Source organism: Streptomyces sp. NPDC101178, assembly GCF_044767965.1.
Lineage (GTDB): Bacteria > Actinomycetota > Actinomycetes > Streptomycetales > Streptomycetaceae > Streptomyces.
In genome coordinates, this window is record NZ_JBIWOZ010000004.1 from 722,844 (window position 1) to 740,073 (window position 17,230).

At 71.9% G+C, this 17,230-nt stretch carries 16 protein-coding genes and 1 tRNA gene; 8 read left to right on the forward strand and 9 right to left on the reverse strand.

The window, feature by feature from the left end; translation table 11 throughout:
* The first annotated feature begins 37 nt into the window (after positions 1-37).
* From ACIRR8_RS15525 to ACIRR8_RS15555, 7 genes are all read left to right on the forward strand, one after another.
* Complete coding sequence (locus ACIRR8_RS15525; RefSeq protein WP_404064160.1) at positions 38-673, forward strand: class F sortase; 636 nt, start codon at positions 38-40, stop codon at positions 671-673.
* Between the two features lie 142 nt (positions 674-815).
* Entirely contained in the window at positions 816-1,802 is a 987-nt protein-coding gene (gene sph / locus ACIRR8_RS15530; protein WP_404064163.1) for a sphingomyelin phosphodiesterase, read from the forward strand.
* Positions 1,803-1,855: 53 nt separating this feature from the next.
* Positions 1,856-2,650: an N-formylglutamate amidohydrolase gene (locus tag ACIRR8_RS15535; protein ID WP_404064166.1), complete on the forward strand. Its 795-nt coding sequence runs from the start codon at positions 1,856-1,858 to the stop codon at positions 2,648-2,650.
* An 81-nt stretch (positions 2,651-2,731) separates the two neighbouring features.
* Positions 2,732-3,895 (forward strand): sensor histidine kinase, encoded by a 1,164-nt coding sequence (locus tag ACIRR8_RS15540; RefSeq protein ID WP_404064170.1) that lies wholly within the window; start codon positions 2,732-2,734, stop codon positions 3,893-3,895.
* On the forward strand, positions 3,892-4,563 hold the full coding sequence (locus tag ACIRR8_RS15545; protein WP_404064172.1) for a response regulator: 672 nt from the start codon (positions 3,892-3,894) through the stop codon (positions 4,561-4,563). Before ACIRR8_RS15540 ends, ACIRR8_RS15545 begins: the two co-directional genes overlap by 4 nt.
* 235 nt (positions 4,564-4,798) lie before the next feature.
* Complete coding sequence (locus tag ACIRR8_RS15550) at positions 4,799-4,930, forward strand: hypothetical protein (protein ID WP_404064174.1); 132 nt, start codon at positions 4,799-4,801, stop codon at positions 4,928-4,930.
* Between the two features lie 6 nt (positions 4,931-4,936).
* Positions 4,937-7,108, forward strand: coding sequence for an MMPL family transporter (locus tag ACIRR8_RS15555; RefSeq protein WP_404064177.1), 2,172 nt, complete (start codon positions 4,937-4,939; stop codon positions 7,106-7,108).
* A 130-nt stretch (positions 7,109-7,238) separates the two neighbouring features.
* Here ACIRR8_RS15555 and rbsD read toward each other — a convergent pair whose 3' ends face one another.
* The 9 genes from rbsD to ACIRR8_RS15600 form a co-directional block, all read right to left on the reverse strand.
* Positions 7,239-7,628 carry a D-ribose pyranase gene (gene rbsD / locus ACIRR8_RS15560; RefSeq protein WP_404064180.1) on the reverse strand — a complete coding sequence of 130 codons (390 nt, stop codon included), beginning with the start codon at positions 7,626-7,628 and terminating at the stop codon, positions 7,239-7,241.
* Positions 7,625-8,554 (reverse strand): ribokinase, encoded by a 930-nt coding sequence (locus tag ACIRR8_RS15565; protein WP_404064183.1) that lies wholly within the window; start codon positions 8,552-8,554, stop codon positions 7,625-7,627. The genes rbsD and ACIRR8_RS15565 overlap by 4 nt, the downstream gene beginning before the upstream one ends.
* A 43-nt stretch (positions 8,555-8,597) precedes the next feature.
* Entirely contained in the window at positions 8,598-10,553 is a 1,956-nt protein-coding gene (locus ACIRR8_RS15570) for a substrate-binding domain-containing protein (protein ID WP_404064185.1), read from the reverse strand.
* Positions 10,543-12,120 carry a sugar ABC transporter ATP-binding protein gene (locus ACIRR8_RS15575; RefSeq protein WP_404064354.1) on the reverse strand — a complete coding sequence of 526 codons (1,578 nt, stop codon included), beginning with the start codon at positions 12,118-12,120 and terminating at the stop codon, positions 10,543-10,545. Before ACIRR8_RS15575 ends, ACIRR8_RS15570 begins: the two co-directional genes overlap by 11 nt.
* 83 nt (positions 12,121-12,203) lie before the next feature.
* Complete coding sequence (locus ACIRR8_RS15580) at positions 12,204-13,220, reverse strand: LacI family DNA-binding transcriptional regulator (protein ID WP_404064187.1); 1,017 nt, start codon at positions 13,218-13,220, stop codon at positions 12,204-12,206.
* Between the two features lie 198 nt (positions 13,221-13,418).
* On the reverse strand, positions 13,419-14,138 hold the full coding sequence (locus ACIRR8_RS15585) for an SGNH/GDSL hydrolase family protein (protein ID WP_404064190.1): 720 nt from the start codon (positions 14,136-14,138) through the stop codon (positions 13,419-13,421).
* Positions 14,135-14,602 (reverse strand): cupin domain-containing protein, encoded by a 468-nt coding sequence (locus ACIRR8_RS15590; RefSeq protein WP_404064192.1) that lies wholly within the window; start codon positions 14,600-14,602, stop codon positions 14,135-14,137. Before ACIRR8_RS15590 ends, ACIRR8_RS15585 begins: the two co-directional genes overlap by 4 nt.
* 98 nt (positions 14,603-14,700) lie before the next feature.
* Complete coding sequence (locus tag ACIRR8_RS15595) at positions 14,701-15,534, reverse strand: helix-turn-helix domain-containing protein (protein WP_404064194.1); 834 nt, start codon at positions 15,532-15,534, stop codon at positions 14,701-14,703.
* A 118-nt stretch (positions 15,535-15,652) separates the two neighbouring features.
* Positions 15,653-15,740: transfer RNA gene (locus tag ACIRR8_RS15600), tRNA-Leu, on the reverse strand.
* 175 nt (positions 15,741-15,915) lie between these two features.
* Between ACIRR8_RS15600 and ACIRR8_RS15605 the strand changes: the two genes are divergently transcribed.
* Positions 15,916-17,220, forward strand: coding sequence for a DUF2254 domain-containing protein (locus ACIRR8_RS15605; protein ID WP_404064197.1), 1,305 nt, complete (start codon positions 15,916-15,918; stop codon positions 17,218-17,220).
* The last annotated feature ends 10 nt before the right edge of the window (positions 17,221-17,230 follow it).

The following is a 17,230-nucleotide window of genomic DNA, read 5'->3' on the forward strand; positions in this document are numbered from 1 at the left end:
GCGGCGCCACGCCCGGTGCTCGCCCCTGGAGCCCCTCATGCCCGCCCTCACCTCCTCCCGCCGGCCCCGAACGGCAGCCCTGCTCACCGCACTGCTGACCTGCGCGGCCCTGACGGCCTGCGCCGGACCGGCACCGTCGGCAGCCGCGCCCCCGGCGGCAGCGTCGGCTCCGGCGCCCTCGGCGCCGACCCCCACGACCACGCACGGACAACCGTCCGCCACGGACGCCCCGGCCGCCCCCACCCGGGTCACCATCCCCTCCCTCAAGATCAGCAGCCCCCTCATGCGCCTGGGGCTCAACGCGGACGGCACGGTCGAGGTCCCGCCCGCGGAGAAGGGCATGACGGCAGGCTGGTACACGGGCGGAGCCGTACCCGGACGTCCAGGGCCGGCCGTCCTGATCGGCCACAACGACACCCGCTTCGGCCGGGCCGTCTTCCACGACCTCAAGGACATCCGCAAAGGCGCCGAGGTCGTGGTCCGCGACGGCGACGGCACATCCCTCCGCTTCACCGTCACGAGCAAGGAGACGGTCAGCAAGAAGGCGTTCCCGACCGAGCGGGTCTACGGCGCGACCAAGGACAGCACGCTGCGGCTGGTCACCTGCGACGGAGCGTTCGACGCGGAGGGCCACCCGGTGGACAACCTCATCGTCTACGCCGAGCTGGGCTGAGCAGGACCGCGCCGGCCTGCGGCCGATCCCTGATGGCATTCGTCCGGACAGACTGACGGCATCCGATGTCTACCCGTGGGTAACTCCCGCTGCTTTGATGGGTGCCACCCGGTACGCCCCCACTCATTCAGCAGGAGACCTCGTGCCGCACTCCACGTTCCGCCGCCTTTCCGGCGTGGCCCTCTCCGCCGCCCTCGCCGCCGTCCCGCTGGCCGTGCACACGCCCCAGGCCGCGGCGGCGACCACCGACACTCCGTCGCTGCGGGTGCTCTCGTACAACGCGTTCATCTTCAGCAAGACCCTGTACCCCAACTGGGGCCAGGACCACCGGGCGGCGGAGATCCCGAAGACCTCGTTCTTCCGGGGCAACGACGTGGTCGTGATCCAGGAGGCCTTCGACAACGGGGCCTCCGACGCCCTGCAGCGGAACTCCGCCGCCCAGTACCCGTACCAGACGCCGGTGGTCGGCCGGAGCAAGAGCGGCTGGGACGCCACCGGCGGCTCGTACTCGGCGACGACCCCGGAGGACGGCGGCGTCACGATCCTGAGCAAGTGGCCGATCGTCCGCAAGGAGCAGTACGTCTACAAGGACGCCTGCGGCGCCGACTGGTGGTCCAACAAGGGCTTCGCCTATACCGTGTTGAACGTCAACGGCGCCCGCGTCCACGTCGTCGGCACCCACGCCCAGTCGACCGACCCCGGCTGCTCGGCGGGCGAGGCCGCCCAGATGCGCAGCCGCCAGTTCAAGGCGCTGGACGCCTTCCTGGACGCCAAGAAGATCCCGGCCGCCGAACAGGTCATCGTGGCGGGTGACTTCAACGTGGACGGCCACTCCGCCGAGTACGCCTCCTTCCTCAAGGACGCGGACCTGACCGCGCCGGACTCGAAGACGGGCCACCCGTACTCCTTCGACACCCGCGACAACTCCATAGCCTCCGAGCGCTACCCGAACGACCCCCGCGAGGACCTGGACCACGTCCTGCACCGCGCCGGCCACGCGAAGCCGTCGGGCTGGAAGAACGACGTGATCAAGGAGCAGAGCGCACCCTGGACGGTCTCCAGCTGGGGCAAGAACTACACGTACACGAACCTCTCCGACCACTACCCGGTGATCGGCTCCGCCCACTGACGCCGCAGGTGAAACAATCGGGGCCCCGGCCCCGCCTGTGAAGGACCCGCTCCATGAGCACCGTCCCCCAGCCCTCGTTCCACCTCCTCCCCGGAAGCCCCGACTCCCCGGTACTGCTGCACGTACCGCACGGCTCCCGGACGATTCCCGGAGAGGTACGCGACGGAGTCCTGCTGGACGACGGTGCTCTGGAGCGGGAACTCGACCACATCACCGACGCGCACACGGCCGAACTGGCGGCCCGCGCGGTCGAGTTCTGCTCCGTCCGGCCCTGGCGTCACGTCAACGCCCTCTCCCGCCTGGTCGTCGACCCGGAGCGCTTCCCGGACGACCGTGAGGAGATGCGCGCGGCGGGCATGGGCGCGGTCTACACGCACACCACCCACCGCGAACGCCTCCGCACCCCTGAATCGGACCAACGCCCGCTGCTGGAAAGCTACTTCCGCCCGTACGCGCAGGCGATGACGGAGGCGGTGGACGCCCGGATCGCCGCCACGGGCCGCGCGGTGATCGTCGACGTGCACTCGTACCCGACGGCGCCACTCCCGTACGAACTCCACGGCACGGCCCCCCGCCCATCGATCTGCCTCGGCACCGACCCGCTCCACACCCCGCCGGAGCTGCGCGCCCTCGCGGAGGAGGCGTTCGCCGGTTTCGGCGGGACGGGCGTCGACAGCCCGTTCGCCGGTACGTACGTCCCGCTGAAGCACTACGGCACGGACCGCCGGGTCACGGCCCTGATGATCGAGATCCGCCGCGACACGTACATGACCGAGCCGGGCGGGCCTTCGGGGCCGGGGCTCGACGCGCTGGCCAGGGCGCTGGCGGAGCTGGTGGGCCGGGCGTGAGCGGCGGCCGAGTCACGGGCCGGGGCGGCGGCGCGGGCAGCGTGGTCCGGCTCCGGCCCGGGGCGCGGGCAGAATGGCCCCGTGTCTCCTCTCGACCGGATCCGTTCCCGGCTGCCCCGCGGCGCCCGCGCCGACGCCGCGCTGGCCTCCGGGGTCTTCGTACTGGTCGCGCTCGGTGCCGAGGGGCAGCGGCTCAACCGTGGCGGGGACTCGCTGCCCTCGCTGATCGCGTCCTGGCTGCTGATCACGGCGGTGTGCGGGGCGCTGCTGTTCCGGCGCCGGTATCCGGTGGCGGTGGGCTGGTTCACCGTCGTGGCCACCGGCGGCTACCACCTGCTGAGCTCCGTCGACGGCCCACTGGTCGTGGTGCCGATCGTGGCGCTCTACGCCATCGCCGCTCAGGGCCGGCTGCGGGCCGCTCTGGCCATGGCCTCGGTGATGGTGATCGGCATGTCGGCCGGCACTCTCCTGGGCGACAGCGATGTCAACGGCACGGCGGTGTTCATGCTCACCGGCTGGCTGGTCGCCGTCGTGGCCCTCGGCAGTGTGCGCCACGGGCGGCTGGCGTACGCCGAGGAGGAAGCCAGGCTGCGGGCCACCGAGGAGCGGTTGCGCATCGCCCGTGAGCTGCACGATGTGATCGGGCACAACATCTCGTTGATCAATGTGCAGGCGGGCGCGGCCCTGTACCGGCTGCGGAAGGATCCTGCCCAGGCCGAGGAGGCGCTCGGCGCGATCAAGGCGAGCAGCCGGGAGACCCTGCGGGAGCTGAGGGCGACCCTCGGTGTGCTGCGCCAGGTCGACGAGGAGGCGCCCAGGGCGCCCGCGCCGGGGCTGGCCCGGGCGGACGAGCTGGTGGCCTCGGCGGAACGGGCGGGTCTCCCGGTGCGGATCGAGAGGACGGGATCCGAACGCCCGCTGCCCGCCCCGGTCGACCTGGCCGCGTACCGCATCGTGCAGGAGTCGCTGACCAACGCCGCCCGGCACAGCGGCGCCGGGGAGGTCGTGGTCAGGGTCGCGTACGGGGACCGGGAGCTGGCGCTGGCCGTAGAGGACGACGGCCGGGGTCCGGCGGCCGGAGCGGCCGGGCCGGGCAGCGGCACGGGAATCACCGGCATGACCGAGCGAGCGAGGGCTCTGGGCGGCGAGCTGACGGCGGGCCGACGGCCGGAGGGCGGATTCACGGTGCGGGCCCGGCTGCCGTACGGGGTCCAAGGAGAGCCGACAGAGCGGAGCGATCGATGATCAGGGTCCTGCTGGCGGATGACCAGCGCCTCGTCCGGGCCGGTTTCCGGTCGATCCTGGAGGACGCGGCCGGTATCGAGGTGGTGGGAGAGGCCGGGGACGGAGAGGCAGCGGTCACGGCCTGCCGCGAACTCCGTCCGGACGTCGTCCTGATGGACATCCGGATGCCCGGGACGGACGGCCTGGACGCCACTCGGGCGATCGCCGGGGACGAGCGGCTGGCATCGGTGAAGGTGGTCATCCTGACGACCTTCGACCTGGACGACTATGTCTACGGGGCGCTGCGCGCCGGTGCGACGGGTTTCCTGGTGAAGGACACGGAACCGGAGGAACTGCTCCAGGCGGTACGGGTCGCCGCCCGTGGGGACGCCCTGATCAGCCCGTCGGTCACCCGGCGGCTCATCTCCGAGTTCGCGGGCCGGGTGAAGGGTCCGGTCCACGACCCGCGGGTGGACGTCCTCACCGCGCGGGAGCGCGAGGTGATGCGGCTGGTGGCCGCGGGCCTGACGAACGACGACATCGCGAAGCGGCTGGTGCTGTCCCCGTCGACGGCGAAGACCCATGTCAGCCGCATCATGACCAAGCTGGGCACGCGGGACAGGTCGCAGGTCGTGGTGGTGGCGTACGAGTCCGGGATGGTCAGCCCGGGCTGGCTGGCGGACCAGTAGGCCCCGGCGCGGTGCCACTGGTGGGGCGGGCCACGGATGTCCTGCTACCCCTGGGGTAGGCCGGGGATGGCGGCCTGCGTCCACGGGGGTACGCCGGGTGTCCTCCCGGGGCCGATGCCCCCGGCCCCGCCCCACGGGCACGATCGACGGCAGGAACGCACCCGCCTCCTCCGGACGGGCATCGGCGGCCGTCGTCGGCGCGCTCGTCGGGGCGGCAGCCGGGATCCTGCCGGTCATGGCCGCCGGAGCCGTCCAGCGGGAACTCGGCGGCGTACTGATCGCCCTGGCCGTCGCCGGGCCCGCCCTCGTCGGCGCGGTGGTGGGCGCGCTCCTCACATCAGGCCACGCACGCTCGAACACGAGGTAGCCACCCATGTCTCCCACCCGCGCCACCGCCCCGCCCCTGCCGGACCGGCCCGATCGCCCGCGCGGCGGCAGGTTCGGTGCCGTGGCCGGCTGGGCGCAGCGCCATCGCTGGGCCGCCCTGCTCCTCTGGGTGGCCGTCCTGGCCGCCGTCACGCTGGGCTCGCAGGCGGCGGGATCCGCGTACAAGAACGACTTCTCGCTGCCGGGCACCGATTCCCAGGCGGCCACCGACCTGTTCACGCACCACGGTTCGGCCCAGGCCGGCGACAGCGTCGAGATCGTGCTGAAGGACGGCGCGGGTATCGACGGGCGCAAGGCCGCCGTGGAGAGGATGCTGGCCGAGGTGGCGGCACTGCCCGGCGTCGCCGAGGTTCGAAGTCCGTACGCCGACGCCTCCGCGGTCTCCGGTGACGGCACGATCGGCTACGCCACGGTGACCCTCGACGGCAAGGCCGAGGCGGTGCCCAAGGAGGATGTCAGCGCGATCATCGACACGGCCCAGGGCGCCGAGGCGGACGGGCTCCAGGTCGAACTCGGCGGTGACGCCGTGCGCGGTGCCGAGGAGAAGGGGAGCCCGACCGCGGAACTGGCGGGCATCCTGGCCGCCGTGATCATCCTCGGGCTGCTCTTCGGCTCCGTCGTCGCGGCCGCCGTACCGCTGGTCACTGCCCTCTTCGCGGTGGGCGCCGCACTCGGCCTGATCACACTGGCCTCGCACGTCTTCACCATCGCCGACTTCACTCCGCCCATCACGATGCTCGTCGGACTCGGCGTCGGCGTCGACTACGCCTTGCTGATCTTCTACCGGTACCGGCACGAGCTGACCGAGGGCGCGGACCCGGCCGCCGCGACCCGGACGGCCCTGGACGCCGCCGGCCGTACGGTCTTCTTCGCCGGCTGCACGGTGATCATCGCTCTGCTGGGCCTGGTCGCGCTCGGCCTCGGCTCGCTGCAGGGCGTGGCTCTCGCCCTGGCCCTGACGGTGCTGACCACCATGGCGGCGTCACTGATCCTGCTGCCCGCGCTGCTGGCGTTCTTCGGCAGGCGCATCCAGCGCCATGTGCTGAAGCACGCGCTCGGGACGAAGGCCAGGGGCAAGGTGGAGGGGAGCCGTTGGCGCTCACTGGCCTCAGCCGTCCAGCGCCGCCCGCTCCCCTCCCTGATGGTCGCCGTCCTCGCTCTCCTGGCCCTGTCCGCACCGGCGCTGGGCATGCGCCTCGGTTTCGCCGACGCGGGCAACGACCCGGCGACGTCGACGTCGAAGCAGGCGTACGACCTGCTCGCCGAGGGCTTCGGCCCCGGCTTCAACGGCCCGTTGGTCGTCCTGGCCCAGGGCGATGAGGCCGCGGGCCGGGACGTACGGGCCGGGCTGGCGAAGGCGGAGGGCGTGGCGGCGGTCGGACCCGCGATCCGGTCGGAGGACGGCGCGCTCTCCACGGTGATCGTCTTCCCCGAGTCGGCACCCCAGGACGCCGGCACCACGGATCTCGTCCACCACCTGCGTGACGACGTGGCCCCGGGCCTGGAGCGCGACACCGGCGCCGAGATCCTGGTCGGCGGCGCCACGGCGGCGTCCCAGGACTTCGCGGAGACGGTCTCGCAGGGGCTGCCGCTGTTCGTCGCGGTCGTCGTCGGACTCTCCTCCCTGCTGCTGATGCTGGTGTTCCGGTCGGTGCTGATCCCGCTCAAGGCCGCCCTGCTGAACCTCCTCTCGATCTCCGCCGCTCTCGGGGCGATGACCCTGGTGTTCCAGGAGGGCTGGTTCGGGGTGCAGCCGGGCCCGATCGAGGCGTTCCTGCCCGTCCTGATCTTCGCGATCGTGTTCGGACTCTCCATGGACTACGAGGTGTTCCTGATCTCGCGGATCCACGAGGAGTGGGAGCGTACGAAGGACCACTCCCTCGCCGTACGGGAAGGGCTGGCCTCCACCGGCAAGGTGATCACGGCGGCCGGGGCCATCATGATCGTGGTGTTCGGCGCCTTCATGCTGAGCGCGGACCGGATGCTCCAGCAGTTCGGCCTGGGCCTGGCGGTGGCGATCCTGGTCGACGCGCTGGTGATCCGCTGCCTGATCGTCCCGGCCGCGATGCAACTGCTCGGCCGGTGGGCATGGTGGCTGCCCGCGCCACTGGCCAGGCGGCTGCCCAGGGTGGCACTGGAGCGGCCGGCGGACAGCTGACCGGCAGGTGCTCGGCCGGGTCCCTCCCCGGCCGAGCACCTGCCGGACGGCTACCCGGTCCCTGCCCCGTCCCCGGCCTTGCGGCGGACGGCCGCCGTCCCGATCATCGAGGCCGGCACCGCGAGCCCGCTCAGAAGAACACCCCGCACCGCAGCAGCACATTCGCGTACGGCCGGGCCTCCCCCGTCCGTACGACCAGACGGGCCGACGCCGTGCGCGCCTTCAGGTCGTCGTGCGGGATCAGGTCCAGGCCGGGGAAGCGGCTGTCCAGGAGCGATGCGGCCTCCGGGTTGGCATCGCGTACCTCCAGGGCCGCCGTCGCTCCCTCGACCACCAACTCGTCGAGCAGACCGGCCAGTACCTCCGCGAACGACGGGACACCGGCGCGGAAGGCGAGGTCGACGACGCGCGGCCCGGGTGGGATCGGCATACCGGCATCGCAGATCAACACCTCGTCGCCGTGCCCGAGTTCGGCGATGGCCCCGGCCAAGTGGCGGTTCAGGATGCCCGACTTCTTCACAGGGCGTCGACCTCGTCCAGCCTCGGGAAGGACGCCTGCGCACCCTTCGACATGACGGCCGCCGCCCCCACCCGTACCGCGAAGGCCGCCGCCTCCCGCACCTCGTCGCCCCGGCCCAGGCGCCAGGCCAGAGCGGCGGTGAACGCGTCCCCGGCCCCCGTCGTGTCGACGGCCTCCACCTTCGGGCTGACCAGGTGGTCCAGGGAGTCCGTACGGCTGTCGGCCACCAGCGCGCCCGCCGCGCCCAGCGTGATCACGACCGAGCGCGGGCCCAGCGCGAGCAGGGCGGGGGCCCAGTCGTGCGGCGCCTCGCCCGCGGCCTCGCCGAGGATGTACCGCGCCTCGTGCTCGTTGACCACCAGCGGGTCGCAGGCGGCCAGCACCTCGTCGGGCAGCGGGGCGGGCGGGGACGGGTTGAGGACGAGGCGGGACCCGGGGGCCAGACGGCGGGCCGTCTCCGCGACCGTGTCCAGGGGGATCTCCAGCTGTACGGAGACCACCCGGGCGGCGGCCAGCAGCGGGGCCGCCGCCCGTAGGTCCTCGGGGGTCAGGTGCCCGTTGGCGCCCGGGGACACCACGATGCTGTTGTCACCCGAGGGGTCGACGGTGATCAGCGCGACGCCGGTCGGGGCCCCGCCGACGAGGACGCCGTCCGTGTCCACGCCCGCCGCGCGCTGGCTCTCCAGCAGCAGCTGGCCGTGGTCGTCGTCGCCGACCCGGGCGAGCAGCGCCGTGCGGGCTCCCAACCGGGCCGCCGCGACTGCCTGGTTGGCGCCCTTGCCGCCCGGGTGGACCGCCAGGTCGGAGCCGAGCACCGTCTCGCCGGGGGCGGGGCGGCGTTCGACGCCGATCACCAGGTCGGCGTTGGCCGAGCCGACGACCAGGAGGTCGTACCGGTACCGGTCGTCGGGGGCGTTGTCGTGCATGCTTCCTGCTTTCGTCGGTCGGGGCCGGGGCGGCGCGGTCGTGTCAGGAGAAGTCGGCCACGTTCTCCCGCGTGACCACCTTGACCGGCACCTTCACCGTGCTCTCCACCTGGTCGCCCTTGGCCGCCTTCACGGCGTTCAGCACCGCGATCCGGCCGATTTCACTGGGCTGTTGGGCCACCGACGCGTACAGCGTCCCGGCCTCGACCGCCTTCAGGCCGTCCGGGGTGCCGTCGAAGCCGACGACCGACACGGACGTACCGGCCTTGCTGCCGAGCGCCTTGGCCGCGCCCAGCGCCATCTCGTCGTTCTCGGCGAAGACGCCGGTGATGCCCGGGTGGGACTGGACCAGGTTGGTCATGACGTCCAGGCCCTTGGTGCGGTCGAAGTCCGCGGGCTGCTTGGCGACCACCTCGATGTCCGGGTACGCCTTGAGCCCTTCGGCGAAGCCCGCACCGCGCTCGCGGCTGGCGGAGGTGCCCGCCGTGCCCTGGAGGATGACGATGCTGCCCTTGCCGCCGAGCTTGTCGGCCAGCGCGTCGGCGGCGAGCTTGCCGCCCGCCACGTTGTCGGAGGCGACAAGGGTGGCGGCCTCGGCCTTGTTCACGCCCCGGTCGGCGGCGATCACGGGGATGTCGGCCTTGTTGGCGCTGCGGACACCCGGTCCGACGGCATCGGAGTCGACCGGGTTGACGATGATCGACGAGACGCCCGAACTGGTGAAGTTCTGCAGCTGGTTGGCCTGCTGCGAGGCGTCGTTCTGGGCGTCGGTGACGGTGAGGTCGATACCCGCCTTCTTCGCCTCGGCCTGCGCGCCGTCCTTCATCTGCACGAAGAAGGGGTTGTTGAGCGTCGAGAGGGACATGCCGACCTTCGTCGTGCCGCCGGACGAACCGGAGTTGAAGTAGGACACCCCGCCGACGACGAGCGCCACGGCGAGCGCCGCTCCGGCGAACTTGAACGCACCCTTGCGACCCGCTCCCGGAGCGCCCGGAGTCGCTCCGGCCGAGGAGGCCGCGCCAGAACCGGCCTTGCGGCGCAGGGTGTCGAGGAGGACGGCGAGCGCGATGACGACGCCGATGACCACCTGCTGCCAGAACGCGGAGACCGAGAGGAGGTTGAGGCCGTTGCGGAGGACGGCGAGGATCAGCGCGCCGATCAGCGTGCCGGATGCCTTGCCGACGCCGCCCGCCAGGCTGGCGCCGCCGATGACGACCGCGGCGATGGCGTCGAGTTCGTACCCCTGGGCGGCCTGCGGCTGCGCGGAGACGAGACGCGAGGCCAGGACGATGCCCGCGACGGCGGCGAAGAGGCCGGAGAGCGCGTAGATGACGATCTTCTGGCGCTTGACGCGGAGACCGGAGAGCCGGGCCGCCTCCTCGTTGCCGCCGATCGCGTACATCGAGCGGCCGATGAAGGTCCGGCCCAGGATGAGTGCGGTGATCAGGCCCATCGCGATCATCACGAGGACCGGTACGGGGAGCCAGCCGCCGAGCGTGTCGCCGAGCCGCGAGACGGAGTCGGGGAACGCGATCGGGCTGCCCTGCGAGATGACGAGCGAGAGGCCCCGGGCGATCGAGAGCATGGCCAGCGTCGCGATGAACGGCGGGAGTTTGCCGTACGAGATGAGGGCGCCGTTCACGAAGCCGCAGGCGATGCCGGTGACGATCGCGAGCACGACCGCCAGGACCACCGGGACGCCGGCGGACGTCGCCGACCAGGCGAGGACCGTCGCGGAGAGGGCCGCCACCGAGCCGACGGACAGGTCGATGCCCGCCGAGACGATGACGAAGGTGACACCGAACGCGAGGATCGCGGTGACCGCCGCCTGCACGCCGACGTTCAGCAGGTTCTGGGTGGTGAGGAAGTCGCCGGAGAGCAGCGACATCGCCACCACCAGGACGACCAGGGCGCTGAGTGCGCCGTTGTCGAGCAGGACGCGGCGTATCACGGAGGTGCCACCCGCGCCCGTGTCACTCTTGAGTGTCTCAGTGGCCACGGGGGCCCTCCTCTTCTTCCTTCTTCGGTGCGGGGAGTTCGTGTTCGTGCGTCGCGGCGGTACCGACCGCGAGGGCCATGACGGCGTCCTGAGTTGCCTGTTCGGCCGCGAGTTCGCCGGCGATCCGGCCCTGGGCCATGACCAGCACCCGGTCGCTCATACCGAGGACTTCGGGCAGGTCGCTGGAGATCATCAGGACGGCGTGACCGGATGCGGTGAGTTCGTTGATGAGCTGGTAGATCTCGACCTTGGCGCCGACGTCGATGCCGCGGGTGGGCTCGTCCAGGATGAGCACCCGGGTGTCGGCCAGCAGCCACTTGCCGATGACGACCTTCTGCTGGTTGCCGCCGGAGAGCGTACGGACGTGCTGGCCGAGCCCGGACATGCGGACGCCGAGCTGCTTCGCGATGCGGGCGGCCGCCGTACGCTGCCCCTTGAGGTCCACGAGCCCGGAGCGGGAGGCGGAACGCAGGGTGACGAGGCCGAGGTTCTCCTGTACGGAGGCGTCCAGGACCAGGCCCTGGCCCTTGCGGTCCTCGGGCACGAGGCCGACCCCGGCGGCCATCGCGGCGGGCACGTCGTGCCGGGCGAGGCGCTCTCCGCGTACGTCGACGGTGCCGGCGTCGTACGGGTCGGCGCCGAAGACCGCGCGCGCCACCTCCGTACGACCGGCGCCGACGAGGCCGGCGAGGCCCACGACCTCACCGGCGTGCACGTCGAAGCCGATGTCGTGGAAGACACCGTCCCGGGTCAGCCCGCGGACGGACAGCAACACCTCACCGGCATGGGGCCGTTCGCGCGGGTACTGCTGCTCGATGCTGCGGCCCACCATGAGCTGGACGAGCCGGTCCTCGGGTGTGGAGGCGGGCACCTGGTCGACGCTGCGGCCGTCGCGGAGGACGGTGACGCGGTCACCGAGCGCGGCGATCTCCTCCAAGTGGTGGGTGATGAAGACGATCCCGACGCCGTCCGTGCGCAACTGCCGGACGATGGCGAAGAGTTTTTCGACCTCTTCCGAGGTGAGGACGGCGGTCGGCTCGTCCATGATCAGGACGCGTGCGTCCAGGCTGAGCGCCTTGGCGATCTCGACCATCTGGAGCCGGGCGATGCCCAGTTCGCGGACCTTCGCGTCCGGCCGCACGTCGACCCCGACCCGGCGCAGCAGCTTCTCCGCGTCCGCCCGCATGCGCCGGTGGTCGACGAGACCGAAGCGGCGCGGCTGGCGGCCGAGGAAGATGTTCTCGGCCACCGTCAGATCGGGCACCAGGTTGAACTCCTGGTAGATGGTGGCGATACCGAGCCGTTCGGCGTCCTGCGCGCCTGTGATGCGCACCTCGCGGCCATCGGCGAGGATCCGGCCGCGGTCGGGCCGGTAGGCGCCGGAGAGCATCTTGATGAGGGTGCTCTTGCCGGCTCCGTTCTCGCCGAGCAGGACGTGGACCTCGCCTCTGCGCAGGTCGAAGTCGACGTTGTCGAGTGCCACGACGCCGGGGAAGGTCTTGCGCAGACCCTCGATGCGCAGCAACTCGTGCGGGTGTGAAGGCAGTCGCTCGTCCGGCGCGGTCACCGTCGGCTCCGATCGCTCCTCCGGCACCGATCGCCCCGGTTCCTCCTCCGGTGCCGGTCGCTCCGGCCGCTCCTCCGGTGCGGTCACCGTTCGCTCCTCTGGTCGGTCGCGTCCTGGCCGCAGGAGCGGCGCACGACGAGACGGGCGGGCAGGGTGACGGACCGCGGGGTCCGTCCTTCGATCAGGTCGGCCAGCGCCCGTACGGCGGCACGGGCCAGGTCCGCGGTCGGCTGGGCGATGGCGGTGATCGGCGGGTCCGTGTGGACGAACCACGGGATGTCGTCGAAGGCGGCGAGCCCGATGTCGTCGGGAACCCGCAGGCCCCGGGCCCGGATCGCGTCCAGCGCGCCGAGCGCCATCAGGTTGTCGGCGGCGAAGACGACCTCGGGCGGCTCGGTCAGCGCGAGGAATCCTTCGGTGGCCCGTCGCCCGCTGGCGGCCTGGAAGTCGCCCTGCCCGATATAGGCGTCGGGCAACGCGAGCCCCAGCCCGCGCATCGCCTCCCGGAACGCCTCGACGCGCTCGTTGCCGGTGGTGGTCGCCGCGGGCCCGGCGATGATCGCGAGCCGGCGGTGGCCGAGGCCGTGCAGGTGCGCGACGAGATCTTTGACCGCTCCCGTACCGTCGGCCCGGACGACGGGGACGTCGATGCCCGGGATCCAGCGGTCCACGAAGACCATCGGCGTACCGCCCTGGGCCACCTCCCGCATGAGCGGGGAGCCGCCGTCGGCCGGCGAGACGAGCAGCCCGTCGATCCTGCGGTCGATGAGCGTACGGATGTGGTGGTCCTGGAGCTCGGGCCGCTCGTCGGCGTTGCCGATGATGACGCTGTAGCCGAGCGCGCGGGCCTCCTCCTCGACGAAGCGGGCCAGCTCGGTGAAGTACGGATTGAGTACGTCACTGATGACCAGGCCGAGCGTCCGGGTCTGCGCGGTACGCAGCGAGCGGGCCACGGCGTTGGGCCGGTAGCCGAGGGCGTCGACAGCGGCGAGGACACGCGTGCGCGCCTCGGCGCTGACGGACGGATGGCTGTTCAGCACCCGCGAGACCGTGGCGACGGAGACTCCTGCCTGGGCCGCGACATCTTTGATGCTCGCCATGTCCGGACCACCTCCTTGTGGTTTCCGTACACCTCGAAACCAGGGGCGGACCGCTCGCACGACGCCGTGGAATCGATTACAGGGATGATTGGAATCGATTACATGGCTGAAAACAAGACCCTCCTCCGTGTCCGAGACCGGATCGTGACAGGAGGAGGGCAGAGGAACGCAGCGGACGGCTCAAGCTGCCGGGGCCGGCTATGCGCTCCGGGTCGGCAGCCAGGTGTCGATGACCTCGGCGACCAGGGCGGCGCCGCGGCTGTTCTGGTGGACGTGGTCGGTCGTGAGCAGGAGACCTCGGCGCCGCGAGATCGTGTCGAGGCTTTGGCGCAGCACGGCGGTCCGGAGGAGGACGGCGACGCCCGCCGCGGGCGTCGGCGCCCGGTACGGGATCGGCGGCGGGCCCGCCCGGCGTACCTCCTCAAGCTGGCGTTCATGGAGCGGGAGGTAGGCCGCGCCGTGGGCAGTGGCGACCTCGGCGATCATCCGGGTGTACGCCTGCGACGCCCGCGCCGGCGCTCCGTCGAGTTGTTGGCCGAGGACCGGGAGCGACAGCAGGCCGATCGTCGCGTCGGTCTCCCTTCGCAGCCGTTCGACGACTGCTCCCAGACACTGCTGGAACCAGCCGGCCGACGGGCGCTCGGGGAGGTGTTTGCGCTTCATGGCCTGCTCGACGGGGTAGCCGGCGAGGCTCGCTCGGGCATCGTTGGTCCCGATCAGCACGGTGATCACGTCGGGCGGGTCCGCGACGACGGGATCGAGGCGCCGCAAGAGGTTGTAGGCGAAGTCGCCGTTGACGCCGAAGCGGGCGAGCCGCAGGTCGCCGGGAGGGCGGCGCCGCGCGAGAAGGTCCAGGTGGTCGACGCTGAGCTGCGCGCGGGTGAGGCTGTCGCCGAGGCACGCGACGCGTGTCGTCACGGCGCTTGCGGGCCGGGCGTGCCGACGTGCTCGGTGAGGCGGGCGTCGGTCCGGGGACGGTGGCCGGTGCCGAGGCCGGCCGTGACGGTCAGGATGGACGCCGGTCCCGCCATATCGACCGCGTGCCATGTCCCGGCCGGGTTGACGGTGGCCTCGCCCGGCCCGAGCACGACGCGGCTGTGCACCCCGTCCACGTCGCGGGTGACCGTCACCGACCCGGTGAGGCAGACGACCAGTTCGTCGCCGGCGGGGTGGCGCTCCCAGTGGTCGCCGGGGCCGGCGCCGTCGAAGATGGCCACCATCCGGCCCTCGGTGCCGTCCGCCGCGACGGCGGCGCTGTACGCCTGGAGCACCTCCGGGTCCCAGGCGAAGCCCTCTACGGGGTTCGCTCGCGATCCCAGCCCGAGGTGCACGGGGGTTGTCCGCAGGTCGATGGCGTCGCGTTCGTGGTTGACGAGTCTCATGCCGACGATCGTCACAGGACGGCGTCCGGGCGGTCTTGAAGGAAAGGGAAGTAGAGGCAAGGGAAGGGCCGCCTGCGCGATACGCAGCCCGTCGGTGACTACCCGGTCCCGAGGAGGACTTCGCCGCGACGCCAGGCCGTCGGCGATCGGCCGGTGAACTCGCGCCAGTCCCGTACGAGATGGGCCTGGTCGGCGTAGCCGGAGACGGTCGCCACATCGGCCCACGGGAGCGGGTCTTGTGCCGTCGCCAGGTCGTGCGCGTGCTCGAAGCGCAGAACGCGCGCGAAGGTCTTCGGTGGCAGGCCCACCTCGTCGCGGAACCGCTCGGTGAGGTACCGGCGGCTCCAGCCCAGCTCCGTGGCGACCGCCCCGACCTGGACGCGGCCCTGCGCCGCGACGAGGCGGCGCCATGCCTCGGCCACCTCGGGGCGCACCCGGTACAGACGCTCTCCGTCGCCGCGGCCGACGGCTCGCAGGAGCAACTCGTCCAGCACGGCGAACCGCGCCGCCCATGTCGTCGCCGCCCTGAGCCGGTCGACCAGCTCGCCGCCGAGCGCTCCGAGAAGCTCGCCGAGCGGGACCAGCCGGTGGGCGAGCGCGGCCGCGGGCATCCCGTAGACGGCCCGGGCCCCGAGGGGTGTCAGCGACACCTGCACTCCGTGCTGGCGTCCGTCGTGGTGGATCGCGACGGACCGGCACATGAGACCGCCGGCCACGCTGCGGAACCGGGTGACCGGTGACCCGTCGTCGACGCCCGCCCCGATCCCCAGAGGGTCGGACAGGCTGATCACCGCGGTGAGCACACGGCCCGGCGGACCGCAGTGCACCCCCGCCGGGAACCCGCGCAGGTCGAACCCGACATACGAGCCGACGTACCGCCGCAAGGCCGGCGCCGGACGTGCGTCGATCCTGGTTGCCGTATGGTCCCGCACCCTCGTCAGTGTACGAACCGGCGAGCCCGGCAAGATCTACTCTGCGAAACACACAACAACGAAGCCGGTCAGAGCGATGACGTCTCGCTCTGACCGGCTTCGTTCGGTCGCTTGACCATGGTGTCCGAGGGGGGACTTGAACCCCCACGCCCGATAAAGGGCACTAGCACCTCAAGCTAGCGCGTCTGCCATTCCGCCACCCGGACAAGGTGTCTGCCGTTCGCGGTGTGTTCCCCGCGGCGACATGGAAAACAATACCAGGGGTTCGACGCGCCTTTCACCTGCGTATCCGGCGCATACCCGGAGGTCAGTGCGGTGCGGCGGGCCGGTGGGGCCGCGGCCTCCACCGTCTGCGGGGGTAGCGGGGCTACCTTCGCGTCCATGAGTGATCGCGGCTACCGCCGACCCCGTCCGCTGTCTCCCCTGCGCGAGCATCTGCGCGACACGTTCTGGTTCGCCCCGACCATGGGGTTGGTCTGTGTGTTCGTGCTGTGGCTGATCGCTTCCGAGGTCGATGAGGAGTTCGTCGCGTATCTCCAGCGGGAGGAGGCGTACGACGAGCTCGGTGGCCTGATGGCCTTCGCCCGGGACACCCAGACGATCGTCACCCAGATCAGCTCCGCCATGATGACCTTCATCGGTGTGGTGTTCAGCATCTCGCTGGTCGCGGTGCAGATGGCCGGCGGACAGCTCACGCCACGGGTGGTGCGGATCTTCGTCCGCAGCCGCATCAGCAAGCTGACGCTGACGGTGTTCCTGGCGACCTTCCTGTTCTCCCTGCTGGTCATGGCCTCGTACGAGAGTGAGAGCGACCCGCGCCGGGTGGTCTCGGTTCCGCTGCTGCAGAGCCTGCTCACGCTGGTGCTCGTCGGGCTGAGCCTGCTGCTGTTCATCGTCTATGTCAGCTCGACGCTGCGGCTCATGCAGGTCGGGCCGGTGGTGGACAGGATCACCCGTGACTCCTTCCGTGTGCTCGGCCGGATGCCTCGGGGGCCGGGCGGGGCCGAGGGGCTCGGGCCGGAGACCGGGCGGGTGGTGTACGAGGGCCGGGCCGGGGTGCTGCGGGACGTCAATACGGCGCGGCTCGTCCGGGCCGCGCGGCGGCAGGACGTCGTGCTGCGGCTGATCCCCCGCATCGGGGACTTCGTGGTGCCGGGCACGCCGGTGCTCGCCGTCCACGGCGGGGCCGTACCGTCGCGGCGGCAGCTGCGGTACACCGTCTCCGTCGGGGTGGAGCGCACCCTGCACCAGGATCTGGCCTTCGGGTTGCGTCAGCTCGTCGACATCGCGCTGCGGGCCCTGTCGACGTCCGTGAACGATCCGACGACCGCCGTGCAGTGCCTGGACCGGATCGTGCAGTTCCTCGCCGCCGTGGTGGGCCTGCCGCTCGGTACCGTCCACCACCGGGACCGGTCCGGGCGGGTGCGGCTGGTGCAGGAGGGGCCGGACTGGGAGGACCTGGTGGATCTCGCCTTCGAGGAGATCCGGTGGTGTGTGGCCGGAAGCCCGCAGGTTTCGCGGCGGCTGCTGGCGGGGCTGGACGATCTGTCGCTGCTGGCGCCGGAGGAGCGGAAGCAGCCGCTGGTACGGCATCGGGTGCTGCTCGTCCAGGTCGTGGAGCGCACCGTTCCGGTGGCCGCCGACCGGGAGTTCGCGCTGCTGCCGGACCGGCAGGGCATCGGATAGCCCCGCCGGT